This is a genomic window from Siminovitchia thermophila (genome assembly GCF_016909185.1).
GTDB lineage: Bacteria > Bacillota > Bacilli > Bacillales > Bacillaceae_C > Siminovitchia > Siminovitchia thermophila.
On sequence record NZ_JAFBFH010000025.1, the window covers coordinates 52307 to 69298 of the forward strand.

At 42.1% G+C, this 16992-nt stretch carries 21 protein-coding genes; 5 read left to right on the plus strand and 16 right to left on the minus strand.

Annotation, left to right across the window (positions count from 1 at the left end; all coding sequences use genetic code 11):
• Positions 1-63: 63 nt before the first annotated feature.
• Positions 64-1191, minus strand: a complete 1128-nt coding sequence (gene gpr, locus JOC94_RS15875) for a GPR endopeptidase (RefSeq protein WP_205179869.1) — start codon at positions 1189-1191, stop codon at positions 64-66.
• Positions 1192-1377: 186 nt separating this feature from the next.
• Between gpr and rpsT the strand changes: the two genes are divergently transcribed.
• Positions 1378-1641, plus strand: a complete 264-nt coding sequence (gene rpsT, locus JOC94_RS15880; protein WP_077110620.1) for a 30S ribosomal protein S20 — start codon at positions 1378-1380, stop codon at positions 1639-1641.
• Positions 1642-1686: 45 nt separating this feature from the next.
• Here rpsT and holA read toward each other — a convergent pair whose 3' ends face one another.
• Complete coding sequence (holA, locus tag JOC94_RS15885) at positions 1687-2706, minus strand: DNA polymerase III subunit delta (protein WP_077110618.1); 1020 nt, start codon at positions 2704-2706, stop codon at positions 1687-1689.
• Positions 2707-2995: 289 nt separating this feature from the next.
• Between holA and JOC94_RS15890 the strand changes: the two genes are divergently transcribed.
• A complete protein-coding gene (locus JOC94_RS15890) occupies positions 2996-3136 on the plus strand; it encodes a YqzM family protein (protein WP_077110616.1) in 141 nt (46 codons plus the stop codon).
• 595 nt (positions 3137-3731) lie between these two features.
• Here the strand turns inward: JOC94_RS15890 and JOC94_RS15895 are convergent.
• From JOC94_RS15895 to JOC94_RS15905, 3 genes are all read right to left on the minus strand, one after another.
• Positions 3732-6062, minus strand: coding sequence for a DNA internalization-related competence protein ComEC/Rec2 (locus tag JOC94_RS15895; protein ID WP_077110613.1), 2331 nt, complete (start codon positions 6060-6062; stop codon positions 3732-3734).
• A 38-nt stretch (positions 6063-6100) separates the two neighbouring features.
• Positions 6101-6571, minus strand: a complete 471-nt coding sequence (locus JOC94_RS15900; protein WP_077110611.1) for a ComE operon protein 2 — start codon at positions 6569-6571, stop codon at positions 6101-6103.
• Between the two features lie 72 nt (positions 6572-6643).
• Entirely contained in the window at positions 6644-7279 is a 636-nt protein-coding gene (locus JOC94_RS15905) for a helix-hairpin-helix domain-containing protein (RefSeq protein ID WP_077110609.1), read from the minus strand.
• Positions 7280-7364: 85 nt separating this feature from the next.
• Here JOC94_RS15905 and comER point away from each other — a divergent pair, with 85 nt between their 5' ends.
• The gene (comER, locus tag JOC94_RS15910; protein WP_077110607.1) at positions 7365-8186 is read left to right on the plus strand and encodes a late competence protein ComER; all 822 of its coding nucleotides are present in this window, start codon (positions 7365-7367) and stop codon (positions 8184-8186) included.
• A 115-nt stretch (positions 8187-8301) separates the two neighbouring features.
• Here the strand turns inward: comER and JOC94_RS15915 are convergent, their stop codons facing one another.
• The 8 genes from JOC94_RS15915 to JOC94_RS15950 all read right to left on the minus strand — a co-directional run bounded on the left by JOC94_RS15915 (position 8302) and on the right by JOC94_RS15950 (position 13484).
• Positions 8302-9048, minus strand: coding sequence for a class I SAM-dependent DNA methyltransferase (locus JOC94_RS15915; protein WP_077110606.1), 747 nt, complete (start codon positions 9046-9048; stop codon positions 8302-8304).
• The gene (rsfS, locus tag JOC94_RS15920; protein WP_077110604.1) at positions 9045-9401 is read right to left on the minus strand and encodes a ribosome silencing factor; all 357 of its coding nucleotides are present in this window, start codon (positions 9399-9401) and stop codon (positions 9045-9047) included. Before rsfS ends, JOC94_RS15915 begins: the two co-directional genes overlap by 4 nt.
• Positions 9402-9572: 171 nt before the next feature.
• The gene (yqeK, locus tag JOC94_RS15925) at positions 9573-10127 is read right to left on the minus strand and encodes a bis(5'-nucleosyl)-tetraphosphatase (symmetrical) YqeK (RefSeq protein ID WP_077110602.1); all 555 of its coding nucleotides are present in this window, start codon (positions 10125-10127) and stop codon (positions 9573-9575) included.
• Entirely contained in the window at positions 10117-10689 is a 573-nt protein-coding gene (locus tag JOC94_RS15930) for a nicotinate-nucleotide adenylyltransferase (protein WP_077110600.1), read from the minus strand. The genes yqeK and JOC94_RS15930 overlap by 11 nt, the downstream gene beginning before the upstream one ends.
• Positions 10690-10707: 18 nt before the next feature.
• Positions 10708-11001 (minus strand): ribosome assembly RNA-binding protein YhbY, encoded by a 294-nt coding sequence (yhbY, locus tag JOC94_RS15935; protein ID WP_077110598.1) that lies wholly within the window; start codon positions 10999-11001, stop codon positions 10708-10710.
• 1 nt (position 11002) lies between these two features.
• Positions 11003-11836, minus strand: coding sequence for a shikimate dehydrogenase (aroE, locus tag JOC94_RS15940; protein ID WP_077110721.1), 834 nt, complete (start codon positions 11834-11836; stop codon positions 11003-11005).
• A 23-nt stretch (positions 11837-11859) separates the two neighbouring features.
• Positions 11860-12981 carry a ribosome biogenesis GTPase YqeH gene (gene yqeH / locus JOC94_RS15945; protein ID WP_077110596.1) on the minus strand — a complete coding sequence of 374 codons (1122 nt, stop codon included), beginning with the start codon at positions 12979-12981 and terminating at the stop codon, positions 11860-11862.
• The gene (locus JOC94_RS15950) at positions 12963-13484 is read right to left on the minus strand and encodes a YqeG family HAD IIIA-type phosphatase (RefSeq protein ID WP_077110595.1); all 522 of its coding nucleotides are present in this window, start codon (positions 13482-13484) and stop codon (positions 12963-12965) included. The genes yqeH and JOC94_RS15950 overlap by 19 nt, the downstream gene beginning before the upstream one ends.
• Positions 13485-13819: 335 nt before the next feature.
• On the opposite strand from JOC94_RS15950, the gene sda reads away from it, so the two are divergent.
• Positions 13820-13960: a sporulation histidine kinase inhibitor Sda gene (gene sda / locus JOC94_RS15955; RefSeq protein ID WP_077110593.1), complete on the plus strand. Its 141-nt coding sequence runs from the start codon at positions 13820-13822 to the stop codon at positions 13958-13960.
• Between the two features lie 36 nt (positions 13961-13996).
• Here the strand turns inward: sda and JOC94_RS15960 are convergent, their stop codons facing one another.
• Complete coding sequence (locus JOC94_RS15960; RefSeq protein ID WP_077110591.1) at positions 13997-14791, minus strand: phosphatidylserine decarboxylase; 795 nt, start codon at positions 14789-14791, stop codon at positions 13997-13999.
• A 98-nt stretch (positions 14792-14889) separates the two neighbouring features.
• Here JOC94_RS15960 and pssA point away from each other — a divergent pair, with 98 nt between their 5' ends.
• Complete coding sequence (gene pssA, locus JOC94_RS15965; RefSeq protein WP_077110589.1) at positions 14890-15429, plus strand: CDP-diacylglycerol--serine O-phosphatidyltransferase; 540 nt, start codon at positions 14890-14892, stop codon at positions 15427-15429.
• A gap of 46 nt (positions 15430-15475) precedes the next feature.
• Here the strand turns inward: pssA and JOC94_RS15970 are convergent, their stop codons facing one another.
• Together JOC94_RS15970 and sigK are read right to left on the minus strand one after the other, a co-directional pair.
• Positions 15476-15634, minus strand: coding sequence for a hypothetical protein (locus JOC94_RS15970; RefSeq protein WP_171973849.1), 159 nt, complete (start codon positions 15632-15634; stop codon positions 15476-15478).
• 21 nt (positions 15635-15655) lie between these two features.
• Entirely contained in the window at positions 15656-16390 is a 735-nt protein-coding gene (gene sigK / locus JOC94_RS15975; RefSeq protein WP_205179871.1) for an RNA polymerase sporulation sigma factor SigK, read from the minus strand.
• Positions 16391-16992 lie beyond the last annotated feature (602 nt).

Genomic DNA, 16992 nt, shown 5'->3' on the forward strand with positions numbered 1-16992 from the left:
TCTATTCATATATATGTATCAATAGAGTTGCTAGAACAAACACAAACAGCTTGCTTTTATCTTTTATCTAGTTTTAAAACCGACATCCTCTTGGTCAACATTCGTATGAAGGGCTGCATTTAAACCAGAAGCGATCAAGTTTCCCATATCTTCAATAAATACATCCACTTCTTTTGGCGTCACCATTAAATTATGTCCGAGCGGAGCCAATACCTCATGAATGAGTCGTCTCTTTTCATTTTCATCGAGCATGCCAACAATCCCCAGAAACGTTTTTCGCCCCGCTTCTTCAGGCAAATCTTCATTCGTCAGCTTTCTTTTTTCGCCAAATGATAGGCCCGCAGGGGACAATGAACGAGAAGGTCTTCCCGATTCATCCATCTCCCTTCCGAAATGTTTGAGAATAAAATCAATCGTATCACTCGTAATCGTTACCGCATCGACTACAGTGGGCACTCCAATGGAAATCACGGGGACTCCGAGGGTTTCTTTGCTCAATTCTTTCCGCTTATTGCCGATCCCGGAGCCGGGGTGTATACCCGTGTCCGAAATTTGAATCGTACTATTGACTCTTTCAATTGACCGGGAAGCAAGAGAATCAATCGCGATAATAAAATCCGGCTTAGATTGTTCAGCAACGCCGGAAATAATATCACTCGTTTCAATGCCGGTAAGCCCCATCACCCCGGGAGCAAGCGCACTGACAGGCCGGTACCCTTCATCAACATGTTCAGGCTGTAATTCAAATAAATGTCTTGTTACAATTAGACGCTCACAAACGATAGGACCGAGTGCGTCAGGCGTCACATTCCAATTTCCGAGGCCGACAACTAAACAGCTTGCCGTTTTGGGAATATGTAAATTCCTTAAAAAGCGGCTAAACTCTGCGGCGAAAATCTTCTGCACTTTTTGCTGAAGCGTAGCATCCTGACTGCGGATTCCTTGAACCTCAATCGTCAAATAATGCCCGGCTTTTTTCCCGATTTTCTCCTGGGCTTCCTCTGTAATCGTCACTTGGGAAATGTGGACCTCATCAATCTCCCTTTCTTCAGTAATGACACCCTCGAGCTCCTGTTTGCCACTGTCGGCTTTTTTCTTTCTTGCATGGAGGTCGATCGCCATTTCATACGCCTCTTTTGCCAAGTCCGTCCTGACTGAATAAGCGCTTAAATCCAACTGTTCATCTTTCAATTTTGTTGTGCCTCCTTATGCCATGTCTTACTAACACATTTTCTCCTTTCCGGCGGAAATTCATTCATGGTACGATGGGATGACAATTTGTATTGCAATATAAAAGTCTCTTTGATAAAATACTCTTGTTCTATAAGATAACGAACAGGTATATCGAGTAGCCAATGGTGTCAGGAGGTGAATAGAATGCCAAACATTAAATCCGCCATTAAACGCGTGAAAATTAATGAAAATAAATATGCCCAAAATTCAGCTTTCAAATCAGCTATGCGCACAGCTGTGAAAAAGTTTGAAGTGGCTGCTGAGCAAAATGAGGAAAATGCACAAGATCTCTTTAAAAATGCTATCAAGCAATTGGATAAAGCTGTAACAAAAGGACTTATCCATAGAAATGCGGCCAACCGCCAAAAAGCACGCTTAGCCAAAAAATTAAACAATCTTGGTGCGTAACCAACATAAAAAACGACCCGAAACGGTCGTTTTTTTGATGTTGTTTCATGAACTAGGCTGAACGAGCTTCATCAGGAATAGTTCAATGATGACTTTTTTATCCATTCCTGTTGATTTCATTTTCAAATCACTCTCTGCGAGCATTTCCATAATTCGGATTAGTTCCTCGGAAGAAAAAGATTGAGCCTGTCCTGCCGCCAATTTGACCCGATAAGGATGCACCTTCAACATTCCGGCAATTTGCTTTTGACCATAACCTCTTGCCGTTAATTCTTTTACTTGGTAAATGAGTCGAAACTGTCCTGAAAGTACGGCAAGTATTTTAATCGGCTCTTCATTTTGTTTAACCAAATCATAAAATATTTGTAAAGCTTCTCCAATATGCCGTTTCACAACCTTATCAACAAGCGTAAAAATATTTTGCTCCAATGACCGAGAAATCAGCTTCTCTACCGCTTCCACGGTAATGTGTTTGGAGTCCGCGGCATAAAGCGCCAGCTTCACAATTTCTTCGTTCAAAATCATTAAATCATTGCCTGCCAACTGAAGCAACATGTCGATTGCCTGATCTTCCATGGACATTTGAAGGGAAGTCGCTCTATTTTCCACCCATTTTCTCAAGCTGTTTTCATTAAGGGGTTTCGCATCCAAGACGTCCGCGTTTTTTTTCAACAGCTTAACCAGTTTTTTTCGTTCATCCAGCTTTTCATACTCGCCTGTGAAGACTAGCACAGTAAAAGGGGCGGGGTTTTCCACATATGCTTCCAATCTTTTTAAGTCATGGGTTACTTTCTCTTTTGTTTTTAAAGACGTTAAAAAAACAGGATTATGTAAAATGATCAACTTTTTTTCACCCATAAAAGGCAAAGTTTCGGCATCATCAATCGCTAGATCGACACTAGTTTCTTCCAGATCGTAACTTGAAAAATTAAACTCCGCTTCCTCTTTCGTTAACACATTCGCCAATAATTTCTCTCTCGCCTCATTGATTAAAAACGGTTCAGTTCCATATAATAAGTAAAGCGGTGAAAATTTCTTTTCCTCGATGCTTTTCAAAAAAGCCATAGACAATCCTTCTCTCTACCTGATCTTTTAATTACATCGTAAGGAAAGAGGAGGATTTTGACAAGTGCAATGGGGACTCCTTTGCCCGCAGGCCAAGTGTCCCCCAATCTATATGAACGCTTATGAATACGACCTAGGACACGTATTCATAAGCGGAAAAACGCTTCATTACATAGTGTGACCGCAAGTGAACAAAGTATATGTGTCAAGTCTTGTCAAGAGTGGTAATGGAACAGTGGATTTTTTTTGCGCATTCAACTATACTAAAGTGGAAACAGGAGGGGTAGTTGTGAAAGAATTTGAATTTGAACAAAATGTTCAATCAAAAAGAAATGATGCCGTAGATTCCGGAGTTGGCTTTATAGTGTCATTTGTATTCTTTACAGCGATTTTTGTGATTGGAACAGTTATTGAAGTGCTCGGAAAATAGCGAGAATAAAGAAGAAGTTTGCGCATGCAAGCTTCTTCTTTATTTTTACAAGGTGAAAATGATATAAATATTCTCTCGAAGCAAACTGCTTTGTCCAACAAAGCCTCCAACGACTGGCAAATTTCCTGCGATAACAACAAAATATGCTCTGCATCAATGTTATTCGATGAGGTCTTGTTCAGTTCGGCGCAAAATTTCAGTCAAAGTTCACAAAAACGCCGCGACATACAGGGTGTACAAGGACAAGCGAAGCGACAGGACCAGGAAAGATCGAACAGCATGCATCAAACATGACACGCCGAAAAAGCGCGAGCTATGCATAAACATGACACACACCTTAAAAAGCGCGAGCTTTACGGACTTCACTGCCTGATCTCGCCAACAAGATCCTTGCGATATTAGCTTTTGTTCCACTTTAGCGGCCCAAGTAACACAACGTTGCTTGAAGCGCTTGAAGTTTTGCTTTCATTATCGCGCTTTAACTGACAGTAGGTCTCTGCTTTAAGAATCGAGATGAAGTGTAGTAATGAAGGACACAACGATTATGTCAACTAGCAATCAGCGGCCTGCTTAAAGTTTTCCCTTTTGCAGGCTGCTAATTATGACGGACATCATCTGAAATATCATATTGTAAAATGGTCTGAAAGGTTCCCTTTTTGGAGCGCCCAAACGTAAAATGGACGGCACCTTGAAGGTCTGTACGAAATATCCGGACGCCATTGTTCTCAAGAGTTTCCAACACTTCCGGATGTGGATGGCCATACCGATTGTTTTGGCCGGCGGAAATAACTGCGTATTTCGGTTTAATTTGTTCCACAAAAGACGGAATGGTCGATGTTTTGCTTCCATGATGACTGACTTTAATGACATCAGCTCGGAGCCTAGAATAAACGGCTATCAATTCCTCCTCTCCTTCTTTTTCTACGTCCCCCATAAACAACCATGTCATCCCGCCAAATTTTCCATATAAAACGAGTGAATCATTATTCCCTTCGTATTGATCATCAAACGGATAAATCATTTGAAAGGTGCCTGACTTATTTTTCCAGCCATATCCTGCCTTCACTTCCCTTACGGTAATTTTTTTCTCCTTTGCCAGCCGAACTGTCTCCAACATGAGCGGTTTTTCCCACGAATTTGGCGTAATGTACACTTTCCCAATTGAGATTTTCTCCATTAATTCCCTTGTAGCACCGATATGATCGACATCGCTATGGGTTAAAATCAGCTTATCGATTCGTTTAATCCCATGACTTCTTAACACCGGAAGCAAAATATCAGTTCCTACCTGAAATGTCCTGTTCCTTTCCTGCCATTCTTCCTTTGGAAAAAAGAGCTGACCGCCAGTATCAATCAAGTATGTACCCCGATTGTACGGCAGCTTAATCAAAACACTATCCCCTTGACCCACATCAATAAAAACAACCTTGCCATATGGAGAAAAACGGATGGCAAAACAATGGATAACAAGAACTAACACAAGAGGAAAAACAGACAAAACAGGGTGGTATTTTCTTTCGGTCAGCAGGAAGTAGATGAAAACACCGACAGTCATGAAAATAATACTGACCAAAGAAGGCTTCCCTGTCACAACAGTCGCAAACGGAAAAGAACCTGTCCAAATAGCAACATTTTCTGATGCCGCCAATACCTTGTCCAAAAAAATGGCAAGATACCCGGAGAAAGGCGGAAGAACAAAACTGAGACAAAACAATACAAAAATGACGGGAAGAAGAAAAAGCGTATAAAAAGGGATAAACAGAAGATTGGCAAACAAACTGATGATAGAAAATTCATGAAAATGGAAAGAAAGAATTGGAAGTGAACTGAGAAGCGAAACCATTGAAATGTGGATCATTTGCCAAAAAGAATGAAGATGCCGAAAAAGAGGAACCGATAAAATAATTCCGAAGCTGACGGCGTACGAGAGTTGAAACCCGATATGGTAAACCACATAAGGGTCAACGAATAAAAAAAGTAAAAAGCTGATGGAAAGAGCATCAAGTGTTGACAACGGCAGCCGCCACCTTTTGGCAGAAAAAATCAATAACGCCATAAGCACCGCTCTCACAACCGGCGGATTTCCCCCACTTACAAAGCCATATAGTGGAAGCCAAACGAGCATTACACAATATACTGTTTCCCATGTACAGCCGGCACGAAGAAGCACAAAAATGGAAGCCCCAACAATCAAACCCACATGGAGGCCTGAGATGGCAAGCAAATGAACGACCCCTAGCCTTCGGTATCCCTCATTGGCCTCTTCCGAAATGGAGTCCCTGTCTCCAAATATAAGGGCTTCTCCGTAAGCAGCCACCCGTTCCGGGAACATGCCGTTCATTCTCTTGATTGTGTCACTTCTCGCATTTTTCAGGAAATGTAATGCCGAAAAAGAAGACTTTTGACAGACTGCCGGTGAAAAGTGATCCGGCTCGAACAGCCAATAAATCTGTTTCCTCTTTAAATATTGTTCATAATGAAAAGCGTGCATGTTTCGTTTTGATTGAGGGCGACTAAGAATGCCTTCTAAGTGACAAATGTTGCCGGCTTGTAAATGATGCTGTATTTGTTGTTTCTCCTGTTTGCTTTTCATTCGGTAGACAAGCATGAGTTTTTCCTGTTCGGATGTTGTCACGATGGCCTTCAGCCGATCACCATCTATTTGCGGAGTTTCTTTGAAGGTAACAGAAAGGCGGGCAGAACCCGGAGAAGGAAAATGTGTCACGCGAAGAAGTTTTGCTTTTTCAGTTACGAGAAAAAATGCGAGAAAGCATCCAGCGGCCGAAATCAGAATCCGCTGCTTTCGAGTATAAACAACTCGGGCGAAGAGCAATATGCTAAATAACCAAACAAGAAAATGGTTTTCCAAAGAATGTAAGATGCCAGCCAGCGCTGACAGTGCGAGAAATATCCATTGACCTGCCATATATTCCCCATTCCTTATATATATTGGGGAGAAGCTATTCAGCTCTCCCTTTCATCATTGGCAAATGCCAAAAAAATCTTTTTATCAAGGGGTACGTGCTCAACATGGACGCCGGCATGCTCCAAAAGTTCCACCGCGTAAGGGTGGTTCCGATAATTTTCAGCGTAATAGACTGACTTGATGCCTGCCTGGATAATGGCTTTTGTACACTGAAGACACGGAAAATGTGTCACATATATTTCGGCATCTGTAGTAGCAACCCCAAACTTGGCACATTGAATAATAGCATTCATTTCTGCATGAATTGTCCGTACACAATGCCCATCGATTACGTAACAACCCTCATCTATACAGTGGACACCACCGGCAATTGAACCATTGTAACCACCGGCAATGATACGATTATCACGAACTATCGTGGCCCCTACAGTAAGCCTGGTACAAGTGCTCCGATAAGACAGCAAATGGCTTTGGGCCATAAAGTATTGTTTCCAAGAAATTCTTTCCATCTTTTTCTCCCTTTCCCCACATATCTTTCATTCAATGTTTTACTTAAGTTTATCTGCACACCACTGGACAAGTCAACGAACCGTGATGGAATCTTGTAGTTTTTCATACGTTTTTCCCCCGATCCCCGAAACATTTTTTAAATCTTCCTCTTGTTTAAAACCGCCCTGTTGTTCCCGATAATCAATGATGGCTTTTGCCTTGGCAGGGCCTATACCCGGCAATGTTTCCAACTGAGAGGCATCGGCTTTATTGATATTGATTTTATCCCCCTCTTGTCCGCTAATTCCCTGGCTTCCGCCACCCTGCTGATCGGAGTTGACCATATGAACCTCAGTCTCTTCTCCCATTTCTGGAACATAAAGAACCATTTCGTCATGTACTTTTTGTGCCAAATTGAGTTGTTTTTCATCCGCTTTTTCAGCTAAGCCTCCAGCCAGACTGATGACATCTAAAATACGGTCGCCTTCTTTCACCCGATACAATCCAGGCGTTTTTACGGCTCCTTTCACATCTACATACATCGGCTCCTTTCGCTCCTCGGAAACGGAAGGGGCAGCATCTTGAACTGGAGGTTCAGCTTCTGCAGAAAAAGATATATCATTTTGCACCACCGGCTCCTCCCAAGGCTTGCTGAAAAACAAAAACAATCCGATGACTATCGCCGCCGCTGCCATGAAAATGAATTTATATTTTTCAAAAAAAACCATCTTATCTACCGCCTTTCTTTCCAGTATATTTTTTTATGTATGGGCATATATTGTCAGGAATAGTAAATGTGAAGGAGGGAACAGCATGAAGGTTGGAATGATAGGAACCGGCAATATGGGAACCATTCTCACAGAAGCTCTAATCAATGGCGGAGCGGTTTCCCCTTCTGAATTAACTGTAACAAATAGGACTTTAGGAAAAGCTTACGACCTGCAAAAGCGTTATGAAGAAATTACCGTGGCCCAAAAGCCTGATGATGTCATAAACGAATCAGAATTAATCTTTATTTGTGTAAAACCATTTGATATCGTCAAAATGGTCAAAGAGCAGCAAGCGCTGTTTACCAAGGAAAAATGTCTCGTCTCGATCACGAGCCCCATTGAGGTGAAGTGGCTGGAAAACTGCGTTGCATCCTCCTGTGCCAGAATTATACCAAGCATTACAAACCGGGCATTATCAGGTGTTTCGCTTGTCACTTTTGGAGAGAGTTGTGAAGATCGGTGGAAATCCTTTTTGAAAGAAATGTTTTCGAAGGTGTCTGTTCCGGTGGAAATCCACGAAAGTATTGTTCGGGTTGCTTCCGATATTGTCAGCTGCGGGCCCGCTTTTTATTGTTATTTAACAAGAAGACTGATTGACGCAGCCGTCAAAGAAACAAGTATTGATGAAAAAACAGCGACCATCCTTTCTGAAAGTATGCTGATTGGCTTTGGCGAATTGTTGAAAAAAGGATATTATTCTTTACCGGCCCTGCAAGAAAAAGTGTGTGTAAAAGGCGGAATTACCGGGGAAGGAATCGATGTATTAAAGCGGGAAACAGGGGATATGTTCGAAAAGTTGTTTCAGGCAACCCATAAAAAATTCGCGGATGAAGCGGATTCCATCGAGAAAGCGTTTTACTCTTAAAGCATATGTTACATTCTTTTTAAGATTCTTGCAATCCTTTCTTGTCAACGATTCACTTGTTGCCAATGACCTTAGCGCATGATAAGCATGCCGACCGCTTAACAATCGGCAATGCTTATTTTTTTCTGCATGTAAAAAAGATCCGCTTAGACGTTTTTATCGGGGGGTCCTCGGAAAAGTCGGCTGTTACCCGAAGAACATCAAAACCGGCCTCTTTTAGCCATGTAGTGTACTGTTTCACTGGATATGTCCGCTGATAATGCCATTCATCGATCCGGTTGAATTGCCCTGTCATATCATCCAAAACAAAAAAAGTAAGCTCATGTTCAACAGAATAGCGGGCCGTTCCGGGATAAGATTGCCATATATAGGCAATATCCTCCTCATTTAATGTAAATGTCCTGTTTGCAAACCCGTGAAGCATTTGGAAGGGAGAGTGGACATCGAACAGCAAAAGCCCGCCATCCTCCAAATGACTATACATGCGCCTGAACGTCTCTTTCACTTGATCTTCGGAAGCCAAGTAGTTTAAAGAATCACAAAAAATCGTGATGAAATCATAAGTGGGCAATCCTTCCAACTGGCTCATATCCTGCTGAAACAACGGCAAGTGAATCCCTTTATCAGCTACCTTGGAGGCAGTCACAACCAACATGCTGTCGGACAGATCAACGCCCGTTACTTGAAATCCTTCCCTAACCAGCCTGATGGATAACTCCCCTGTACCGCAGGCCACATCGAGCAGCCGGTTTCCCGAAACATGAAACCGGCTTTTTTCGTCGAGGACATATTCAACCCATTTGTCATATGGAGCATCAGTCATTAAGCGGTCATAAATATAAGAGAATTGTTCATAACTCACGGGGCGATTTCCCTTTGAAGGTTTTCCATTGGCGCATCACCCCAAAGGCGCTCCAAGTTATAATAACTTCTTTCCTCTCTATGGAAAATGTGGGCTACCACATCCCCCATATCAATAAGGACCCAGCGGGCTTCATCCAAACCCTCTACTTTTTTGACGTCCAACCCCAATTCTTCGACAGAGTGGACTACTTCCTTGGCGATGGCTTGAACCTGTTTTTCCGAGCTGCCATGACAAATAAGAAAATAATCGGCAATCAACGAAACACCTTGCATATTCAAAACAACAATATCTTCCGCTTTCTTGTTCTCCGCCGCTCTAAATGTTGCTTTCAATATTGATTTTGCATTCAAAATGGGAATTCCTCCTTTTATCCCGCATGTAAGGTGCCGTAATACTCCTACTTCAAGACCTAAGTTGATACAAAAGGTCTAAATGGGAGAAAACGGCACCTAAATGCCCGATTGGTTCAACTAACATCCAGCAGGAGTTGGAAGAAAACGCCTACTGAATGAAGTTTCACTTTATTTTACCATGTCATTATATGCCTCTAATGTATCAGGAAAGATTTGAGCCGATTGGTCGATCAAAAATTTCATTGTGTTTCCAATTGCTTTTGTTAATGCCAAATCCAAATCCGTTTTAGCAAGGGCCCTGACTTCATCCAATCCGGGAAACTGGCGTCCAGGCTCAATATAATCTGCCAAATAGATGATTTTTTCCAATAGTGACATGCCGGCTCGTCCAGTTGTATGATAGCGGATGGCGTTGATCACATCTTTATCATGGACCCCCATCTCTTCTTGAACGATGGATGCAGCCACCGGACCATGCCACAACTCCGAATGGTAATCCAACAATCGGGAATCAAGCTTTTTTTCCAGAATAACTTTTTTTAACTCACTGATCGGTTGGAGCTTCGCATAGTCATGAAAAATAGCGGCAATTTCCGTCTTTTTCTCATCCGCTCCGTATTGTACCGCCAAGTCCAATGCGGTTTTCAGAACCCGTACCGTGTGATCAAATCTCGGCCCTGATATTCTTTGCTTCACGATTTGTAATGCTTCTTCACGATCCATACAACCGATTCTCCTCTATATATCGGATTACACTGTCTGGCAATAAATATTTTACAGATTTCCCCGCCTTTACACGATTGCGAATAAGAGTGGACGATATATCCACTTTGGGTACTTCAACAATTTGAATGGGGTAGGGTGTTTCTAACTGAAAACGCGGGCGGTTCGTACCGACGAATCGAACAAGTTTGACGAGTTCATCAATTTTATACCAGTTTGGCAAATACTCCACCATGTCGGCACCGATAATAAAATAAAAGTCAGCGTCAGGAGTTCTTTCCTTTAATTCTTTAATCGTATCGTACGTATATGAACGCCCGCGGCGTTCCAATTCGATCTTTTCCAATGAAAACTTTTGGTGATCCGCAATAGCAAGTTCCACCATCTTCAGGCGATCCGTCGCACTCGTTCCCGTATTTCTTTTTTTGTGGGGAGGTTCTTGATTTGGCATAAATTTTATTTCATCGAGCCCGAGTTGATCAAGCGCTTCATTGGCGATAATTAAATGCCCTAAATGCGGCGGATCAAATGTTCCTCCCAAGATCCCTACTTTTCTGCTCATACTGTCCACCTTTGCCAATTAAACCGGTAGTTCTATCGTTTTATGTTCTTTCGATTCTTTATATAAAATGATGACATTTCCAATCACTTGAACAAGCGTGGCATCGGTTCCCTTGACAATAGCTGCCGCCACCGTTTCTTTGTTTTCTTCACAATTTTGCAAAACGCTGACTTTAAGCAATTCGCGGGCTTCCAATGCTTCACTTATTTGTTTGACCATGTTCTCATTGACGCCACCTTTTCCAACCTGGAAAATAGGCTGAAGGTGGTGTGCCTTAGATCGTAAAAACCTCTTTTGTTTTCCTGTTAACATATTAACCTCCTATATGTGCCGTTACAACTTCGGTCATCCGCTGGACATCCGGTGTGATGCCTGTCCATTTTTCAAAAGCGAGCACTCCTTGATGGACGAGCATCCCAACCCCATTTTGCGTCTTTGCCCCTTTTAGGGCTGCCTGTTTTAAAAATTCCGTTTGGCCCGGGTTATAAATAATGTCGGAAACAAATGCACCCGCATTTAACCTGTCAAGCGAAACAGGGCTTTTACCTTCGGTTGAAGCCATCCCGATCGAGGTCGTCTGAATAACGAAAGAGTAGTTCCCCATTTCCTCTTCCGCTTCTGCCAAGGTCAGCGCGCGGGAGCTTGTATCACTTGAGCTCGAATCAATCATTGCTTCCGCTTTTTCAACCGTCCTGTTGCATATATCAATATGCTTGACACCGACCGAAAGCAGCGAAAAGTAAATAGCCTGTGCCGCTCCCCCGGCCCCGATCACAAGTGCCGATTCTCCAGCCAAATCTTCTTTCCAATCCATTTGCAGCGCTCTGACAAAGCCCATGCCGTCCGTGTTATACCCGACAAATTTCTCGCCTTTTCGCACAACCGTATTAACAGCCCCGATTTTTTGCGCGAGCGGGTCTATTTCATCAAGCAACGGCATGACCGCCAACTTATGGGGAACTGTTACATTGAATCCTTGAACACCCATTACTTTCATTCCCTTGATGGCCACCGCCAAATCTTCTTTGGCAATCCGAAAAGGATGATAATAAGCATGGATCCGCAATTTCTCAAATTCCTGATTATGCATTTGCGGCGATAATGATTGATGAACCGGATCTCCGATAATCCCATATAATTTCTTCAACATCCATTCCTTCCTCTCCCGACTTAAATGAGCGCTTTTCGAAGCATGACGCCAACGCCTTTTGGAGCGTATGCGGCGACAAACGCTCCTTCGTTGACAGTGACCCAGCCAAGGCCCGAAAACACGATATCCATTTTTTCTTCTTTGATTTTATATTCATGACGAATAAGCTCAGGAAAGTTATCTAATGTTTCCTTTCCCGGCGGCTGCAACATTCCCCCAGCATGAACCTTATGCAAATGATCCGCTTGTTCAAGTTTTGTGCGGTGAATGTCTATACTGTTCGCCAAATAACAGACAATTGGCCGTCGTCCGCCCTTCAAATAATCAAGGCGGGCAAGTCCCCCAAAGAAAAGGGTCTGTTGTTCATTTAATTGATAAACACGCGCCTTAATTTCTTTTTTGGGCGTAATGGTCTTTAAATCTTCTTTACTGATAAAGTGGGCCATTTGATGGTCATTTATGATACCCGGTGTATCGACGAGATGCTTGCCGTCGTCCAGTGGAATCTTGATCATGTCCAAGGTAGTACCAGGAATTGGCGAGGTAGTAATCACGTTTTCTTGTCCCGCCGTTTCTTGAATAATGCGGTTAATAAAAGTCGATTTTCCTACATTGGTACATCCGACAACGTATACGTCTTTCCCATTCCGCAATTGCTCTATTCGTTCTATTGCTTCCCTGACTTGAAATCCTTTTTCCGAACTGACAAGCAGAACATCAATCGGATTCAGCCCCATTTCCTTCGCCTCTTTTTTCAACCATGATGCCAGCTTCCCTTTATTTGTTGATTTCGGCAGCAAATCAACTTTGTTTCCGATAAGGATGACCGGGTTATTTCCGACAAATCTCTGCAGCCCCGGCAGCCAGCTGCCATTTACATCAAAAATGTCTATAATGTTTACAATTAAACTGTCCGTTCTGCCTAGTTCGTGCAATATTTGCAGAAAATCATCATCATTTAGTGAAACATCTTGGACCTCGTTATAATGTCTTAACCTGAAACATCTTTGACAGATGATTTCTTCCTTTTCCAATGCGGAACGGGGCGTATAGCCCAATTTTCCGGGTTCCGCCGTCTGGATGGCTGCTCCGCAGCCTATGCAATGTAATTCACTGCTATGATTCACATTTCTTCCTCCCATTGAATCAGCCCTTTTCGCTTAAGATTCGCCATGATTTTTCTTTCAATCATTCTGTTGAAGCGGGTAAAAAATCCATCAGACTGGGCTACCGGAACGACCAAAATCGTATAAAAACCCGCGCGGTTTCCTCCGAATACATCCGTCAATAGCTGGTCTCCCACGATGACTGTTTCTTCTTTGGATAACCCCATTTCTCTTGCAGCCTTTCTAAAGCCCGAGCCCAATGGCTTTCTTGCTCTATGTATAAACGGTATATCGAGCGGCTCCGAAAAAGCCCTCACACGATCCTGATTATTATTCGAGACAATTGTTATTTTCATGTTATGCCTTTTCATCTCTTCCAGCCAGTCCACAAGCCTCGCTGTTGCGTTTGGGCGGTCCCATTCAACAAGCGTATTATCAAGATCCGTAATAATTCCTTTTATACCTTGCTCTTTCAGCTTTTCTGGCTGTAAATGAAATATACTTTTTAAATATTCGTTTGGTAAAAATAGTTTTAACAAATCCGTGCACCTCGTTACATCTTTTCATATGTTCATCATATATAATCTTTGTGTATCTTTCAAAATTTAACAAACGGAAAAATAGTAATGAAACTTTTCGACAAATAGATACAACCTTCAAACTGTGGGTAACTTTATAAACAGAATGAAAGCATCTTTGACAAGGTTACGATCTTTTATAAACAAATTAACAACAACTTATCCACCACTGATTGTGGATAAAGGAACGCTTGTTCCAGCGTCTTTTATTTGTTAAAGTGAATATAACATACAATTTACCAGCGTATTCCATAAATAACAACTTTAGAACTTGAATTCCTCTGGGAGGTGGAGTGGTGAAAAAGTTGTCAGATGAACTATTGATCGAAACGTATTTTAAAGCAAAAAAGTTAAACTTAAATCGTGATTTTATTACGCTGATGGAAACAGAAATCAAGCGGCGCTCCTTGGCTTCGCAAATAAAAATATCATGTTGAAACCCTTCAAAGGTTTAAGCACCTGTTTTCAGGTGCTTAATTATTATGAGCCGAATAAATTTGTCCAATCGGAGCCCCCATTTTCAGCTCGGATGCCGGTTTGATGTCATCACTCAATGTAAAGCGGTTTTTTTCAAACAGCAAGATAACCGTCGATCCAAACGAAAAATAAGCTACTTCCTCCCCCTTTTGCCAAATTTTGTTGTTATTTGTAACCACCACTGAATTGATGAACATGGCGCCTACTTTTATTATGGCGACCGTCCCACCTTCCGTCGTCATTTCTGTAATGACCCGATAATTTTTCGATAATGCCGACTTGCCGTATTTTAACCCAAGCCGGTTTACCGGATAAGATTTGCTTCCTCTCGAATAAACGGACTCCACTTTGCCATTCACCGGACTGTGTATGCGGTGATAGTGGGAAGGACTCAAGTAAATGATCATGAAAGTGCCGCCAGTAAACTTTTCTGCTTTCTCTTGGCTCCCAAGTATTTCGGCAACGGAATATGTTTTATCCTTTACCACCATCTCCTTCGTTGGATGAATAAGTCCGACTTCCTCCAACACACCATCAACGGGACTTGTTACGATGTCACGCCTCTCGTCAATTGGACGTACAGTCTCTTTAAGCTTCCTTGTGAAAAAAGCATGCAAATTCGGGTATTGGCCAATATCTCCTGCTATTTCTTCATGATTAATCCGGTAAACTCTCGCATATGATTTTATGAATGGCCGGCTTAACCGGGAACATGAAAACTTTTTAAGTGCATTAGAAGTCAACGGCCCGTTTGACAACTCAATAAAAAACCGATAAAGTCGCGCACGCAACAAAAATACCTCCAGACAAAAAAATTCTCCTTAACTTTCCGTTCTAGAAATCATATAATGATATAATAAAAAGGCTTATGAAAAAAGGAGGAATCAACTTGTTTTTATTTGAAGTCCTCGATCATACCATAAAGAAGTTAAAATCCCAAACGGCCAACTTACTTTCCCTGGTTAACTTAGGACTTGGGGGATTTGCCATTATCGCCGGCATAAACGGCCAACTCCACTTAAGCCTTGTATTCATCTTTATCGCCGCTTTAGCCGACCGTTTTGATGGAATGGCTGCCAGAAAGCTGCAAATTGAATCGGAGCTGGGAAAACAACTCGATTCAATGAGTGATATTATTTCGTTTGGTGTTGCTCCCGCCTTGTTATTATACCAAGGAATTTTACATTTGTTTGGTTTTCCGGGTGTATTTTTTACGGTACTTTACATTGGATGCGGCGCATTCCGCCTTGCAAGATTTAACTTAACCGAGAACAACGGCTACTTTACGGGGTTGCCCATTACTGCTGCGGGCTGCCTGTTGACATTAAGCTTTTTAGCCGCTCCCTACTTGCCGCCTTCGGCATTCTTGTTTATCACTCTTTTACTATCTCTGCTTATGGTCAGTACATTTACTTGGAAAAAAATCTAAAAAGCCAGCTGCGCATAATAAGGCGCAACTGGCTTTTTAGCATGCGTTATCCGTTTTTTTGCTCCGGCGGCTTCCCGCCTTTAGACGAGGGAGCTGTCCTTATATGCAAATCCTCAAATACGCCTCCCCCTTCATAAATCATCCGTTCCACTTCCAACTGATATTCGCTGCAATGATCGTTATTGGGATGATTTGTAATCATCATCACCCTTTCTCTCGTCATTACTTATGAATCATCTTTCTTTTTACTCCGATTCATTTTATCTTTTTCTGCCCGGTAAAATTCGTGAAACATTTTCATCAATGCTCTTTTTTCTATCCGAGATACATAACTCCTGGATATCCCCAGTTCTTTTGCTATCTCCCTTTGCGTCCGCTCCTTCTCCAGATTTAAACCAAAGCGCCCAATAATAACTTCTCTCTCCCTGTCATCCAAAACATCGATATATGCTTTTACCTTTTCAAGCTCCATATTTAACTGTATCGTTTCAAAAATGTCTTCAGCGTCAGACTTTAACACATCCATTAAGGAAATTTCATTTCCCTCTTTGTCTTGGCCAATGGGGTCATGGAGCGATACATCTTTTCTTGTTTTTTTCAACGCCCGTAGATGCATTAGAATCTCATTCTCAATACAGCGCGCTGCATAGGTTGCCAATTTTGTTCCTTTACCGGTGGAATAGCTTTCAATTGCCTTGATTAAGCCGATTGTACCGATTGAGATCAAGTCCTCAGAGTCTTCCCCTGTATTTTCAAATTTTTTGACGATATGGGCGACAAGCCGCAGATTATGCTCTATTAGTATGTTTCGCGCTTCTTCATCTCCTTCTGCCATTTTTTTTAAATATTTTTTTTCTTCTTCAGGAGAAAGCGGCTGAGGAAATGCATTATTTTTTACGTACGACACTAAAAAGATAAGTTCTTTCCATAACAGACCGATTGCCGTCAAGATTCCCGACAATTCCTCACCCCCATTTTTTAAGCCTTACATGAAGTATATGTGTAAAAATGGGGACACTTGCTTGTCTTTGCAAAATAGGATTGAAGGCAAGATTCAATCCATTTACAACATTAGATGCAAAAAATTTGACTCATTACAATACGATTTGAAGGGATGGGCAATCGTCAACCCTTTGGGGATATTTGGCAAGCTAAACTGGTTCTGAGGCATCATGAACTCCCTTTGGTGGCTTTCTATGGGGCCATTCGAGATTGCAGCATTTAAAGGCTTCTCTCCCCATGTTCACGATCGTATTCCAAATATTGATGATCGGTTCTACGGTCTCTTTTCGAGGATGAAGCATCATATATCAAGCTTATCGAGCCAACCACCACACCGGATTCTCTCCATGTTCACCATCGTATTCCAAATGTTGATGATCGGTTCTACGGTCTCTTTTCGAGGATGAAGCATCATATATCAAGCTTATCGAGCCAACCACCACACCGGATTCTCCCCATGTTCACGATCGTATTCCAAATGTTGATGATCGGTTCTACGGTCTCTTTTCGAGGATGAAGCATCATATATCAAGCTTATCGAGCCAACCACCACACCGGATT

What these genes read in the sequence shown, in the direction of transcription:
- JOC94_RS15905 (WP_077110609.1), bottom strand. Translation starts at nt 7,279, where the DNA reads ATGGTTTTTTTTGAAAAATATAAATTCATTTTCATGGCAGCGGCGGCG.
- holA (WP_077110618.1), bottom strand. Translation starts at nt 2,706, where the DNA reads ATGGCTTTTTTGAAAAGCATCGAGGAAAAGAAATTTTCACCGCTTTAC.
- comER (WP_077110607.1), top strand. Translation starts at nt 7,365, where the DNA reads ATGAAGGTTGGAATGATAGGAACCGGCAATATGGGAACCATTCTCACA.
- rpsT (WP_077110620.1), top strand. Translation starts at nt 1,378, where the DNA reads ATGCCAAACATTAAATCCGCCATTAAACGCGTGAAAATTAATGAAAAT.
- yqeK (WP_077110602.1), bottom strand. Translation starts at nt 10,127, where the DNA reads ATGGATCGTGAAGAAGCATTACAAATCGTGAAGCAAAGAATATCAGGG.
- JOC94_RS15895 (WP_077110613.1), bottom strand. Translation starts at nt 6,062, where the DNA reads ATGGCAGGTCAATGGATATTTCTCGCACTGTCAGCGCTGGCTGGCATC.
- JOC94_RS15970 (WP_171973849.1), bottom strand. Translation starts at nt 15,634, where the DNA reads ATGATGATTACAAATCATCCCAATAACGATCATTGCAGCGAATATCAG.
- JOC94_RS15930 (WP_077110600.1), bottom strand. Translation starts at nt 10,689, where the DNA reads ATGAGCAGAAAAGTAGGGATCTTGGGAGGAACATTTGATCCGCCGCAT.
- JOC94_RS15900 (WP_077110611.1), bottom strand. Translation starts at nt 6,571, where the DNA reads ATGGAAAGAATTTCTTGGAAACAATACTTTATGGCCCAAAGCCATTTG.
- yqeH (WP_077110596.1), bottom strand. Translation starts at nt 12,981, where the DNA reads ATGGGAGGAAGAAATGTGAATCATAGCAGTGAATTACATTGCATAGGC.
- yhbY (WP_077110598.1), bottom strand. Translation starts at nt 11,001, where the DNA reads ATGTTAACAGGAAAACAAAAGAGGTTTTTACGATCTAAGGCACACCAC.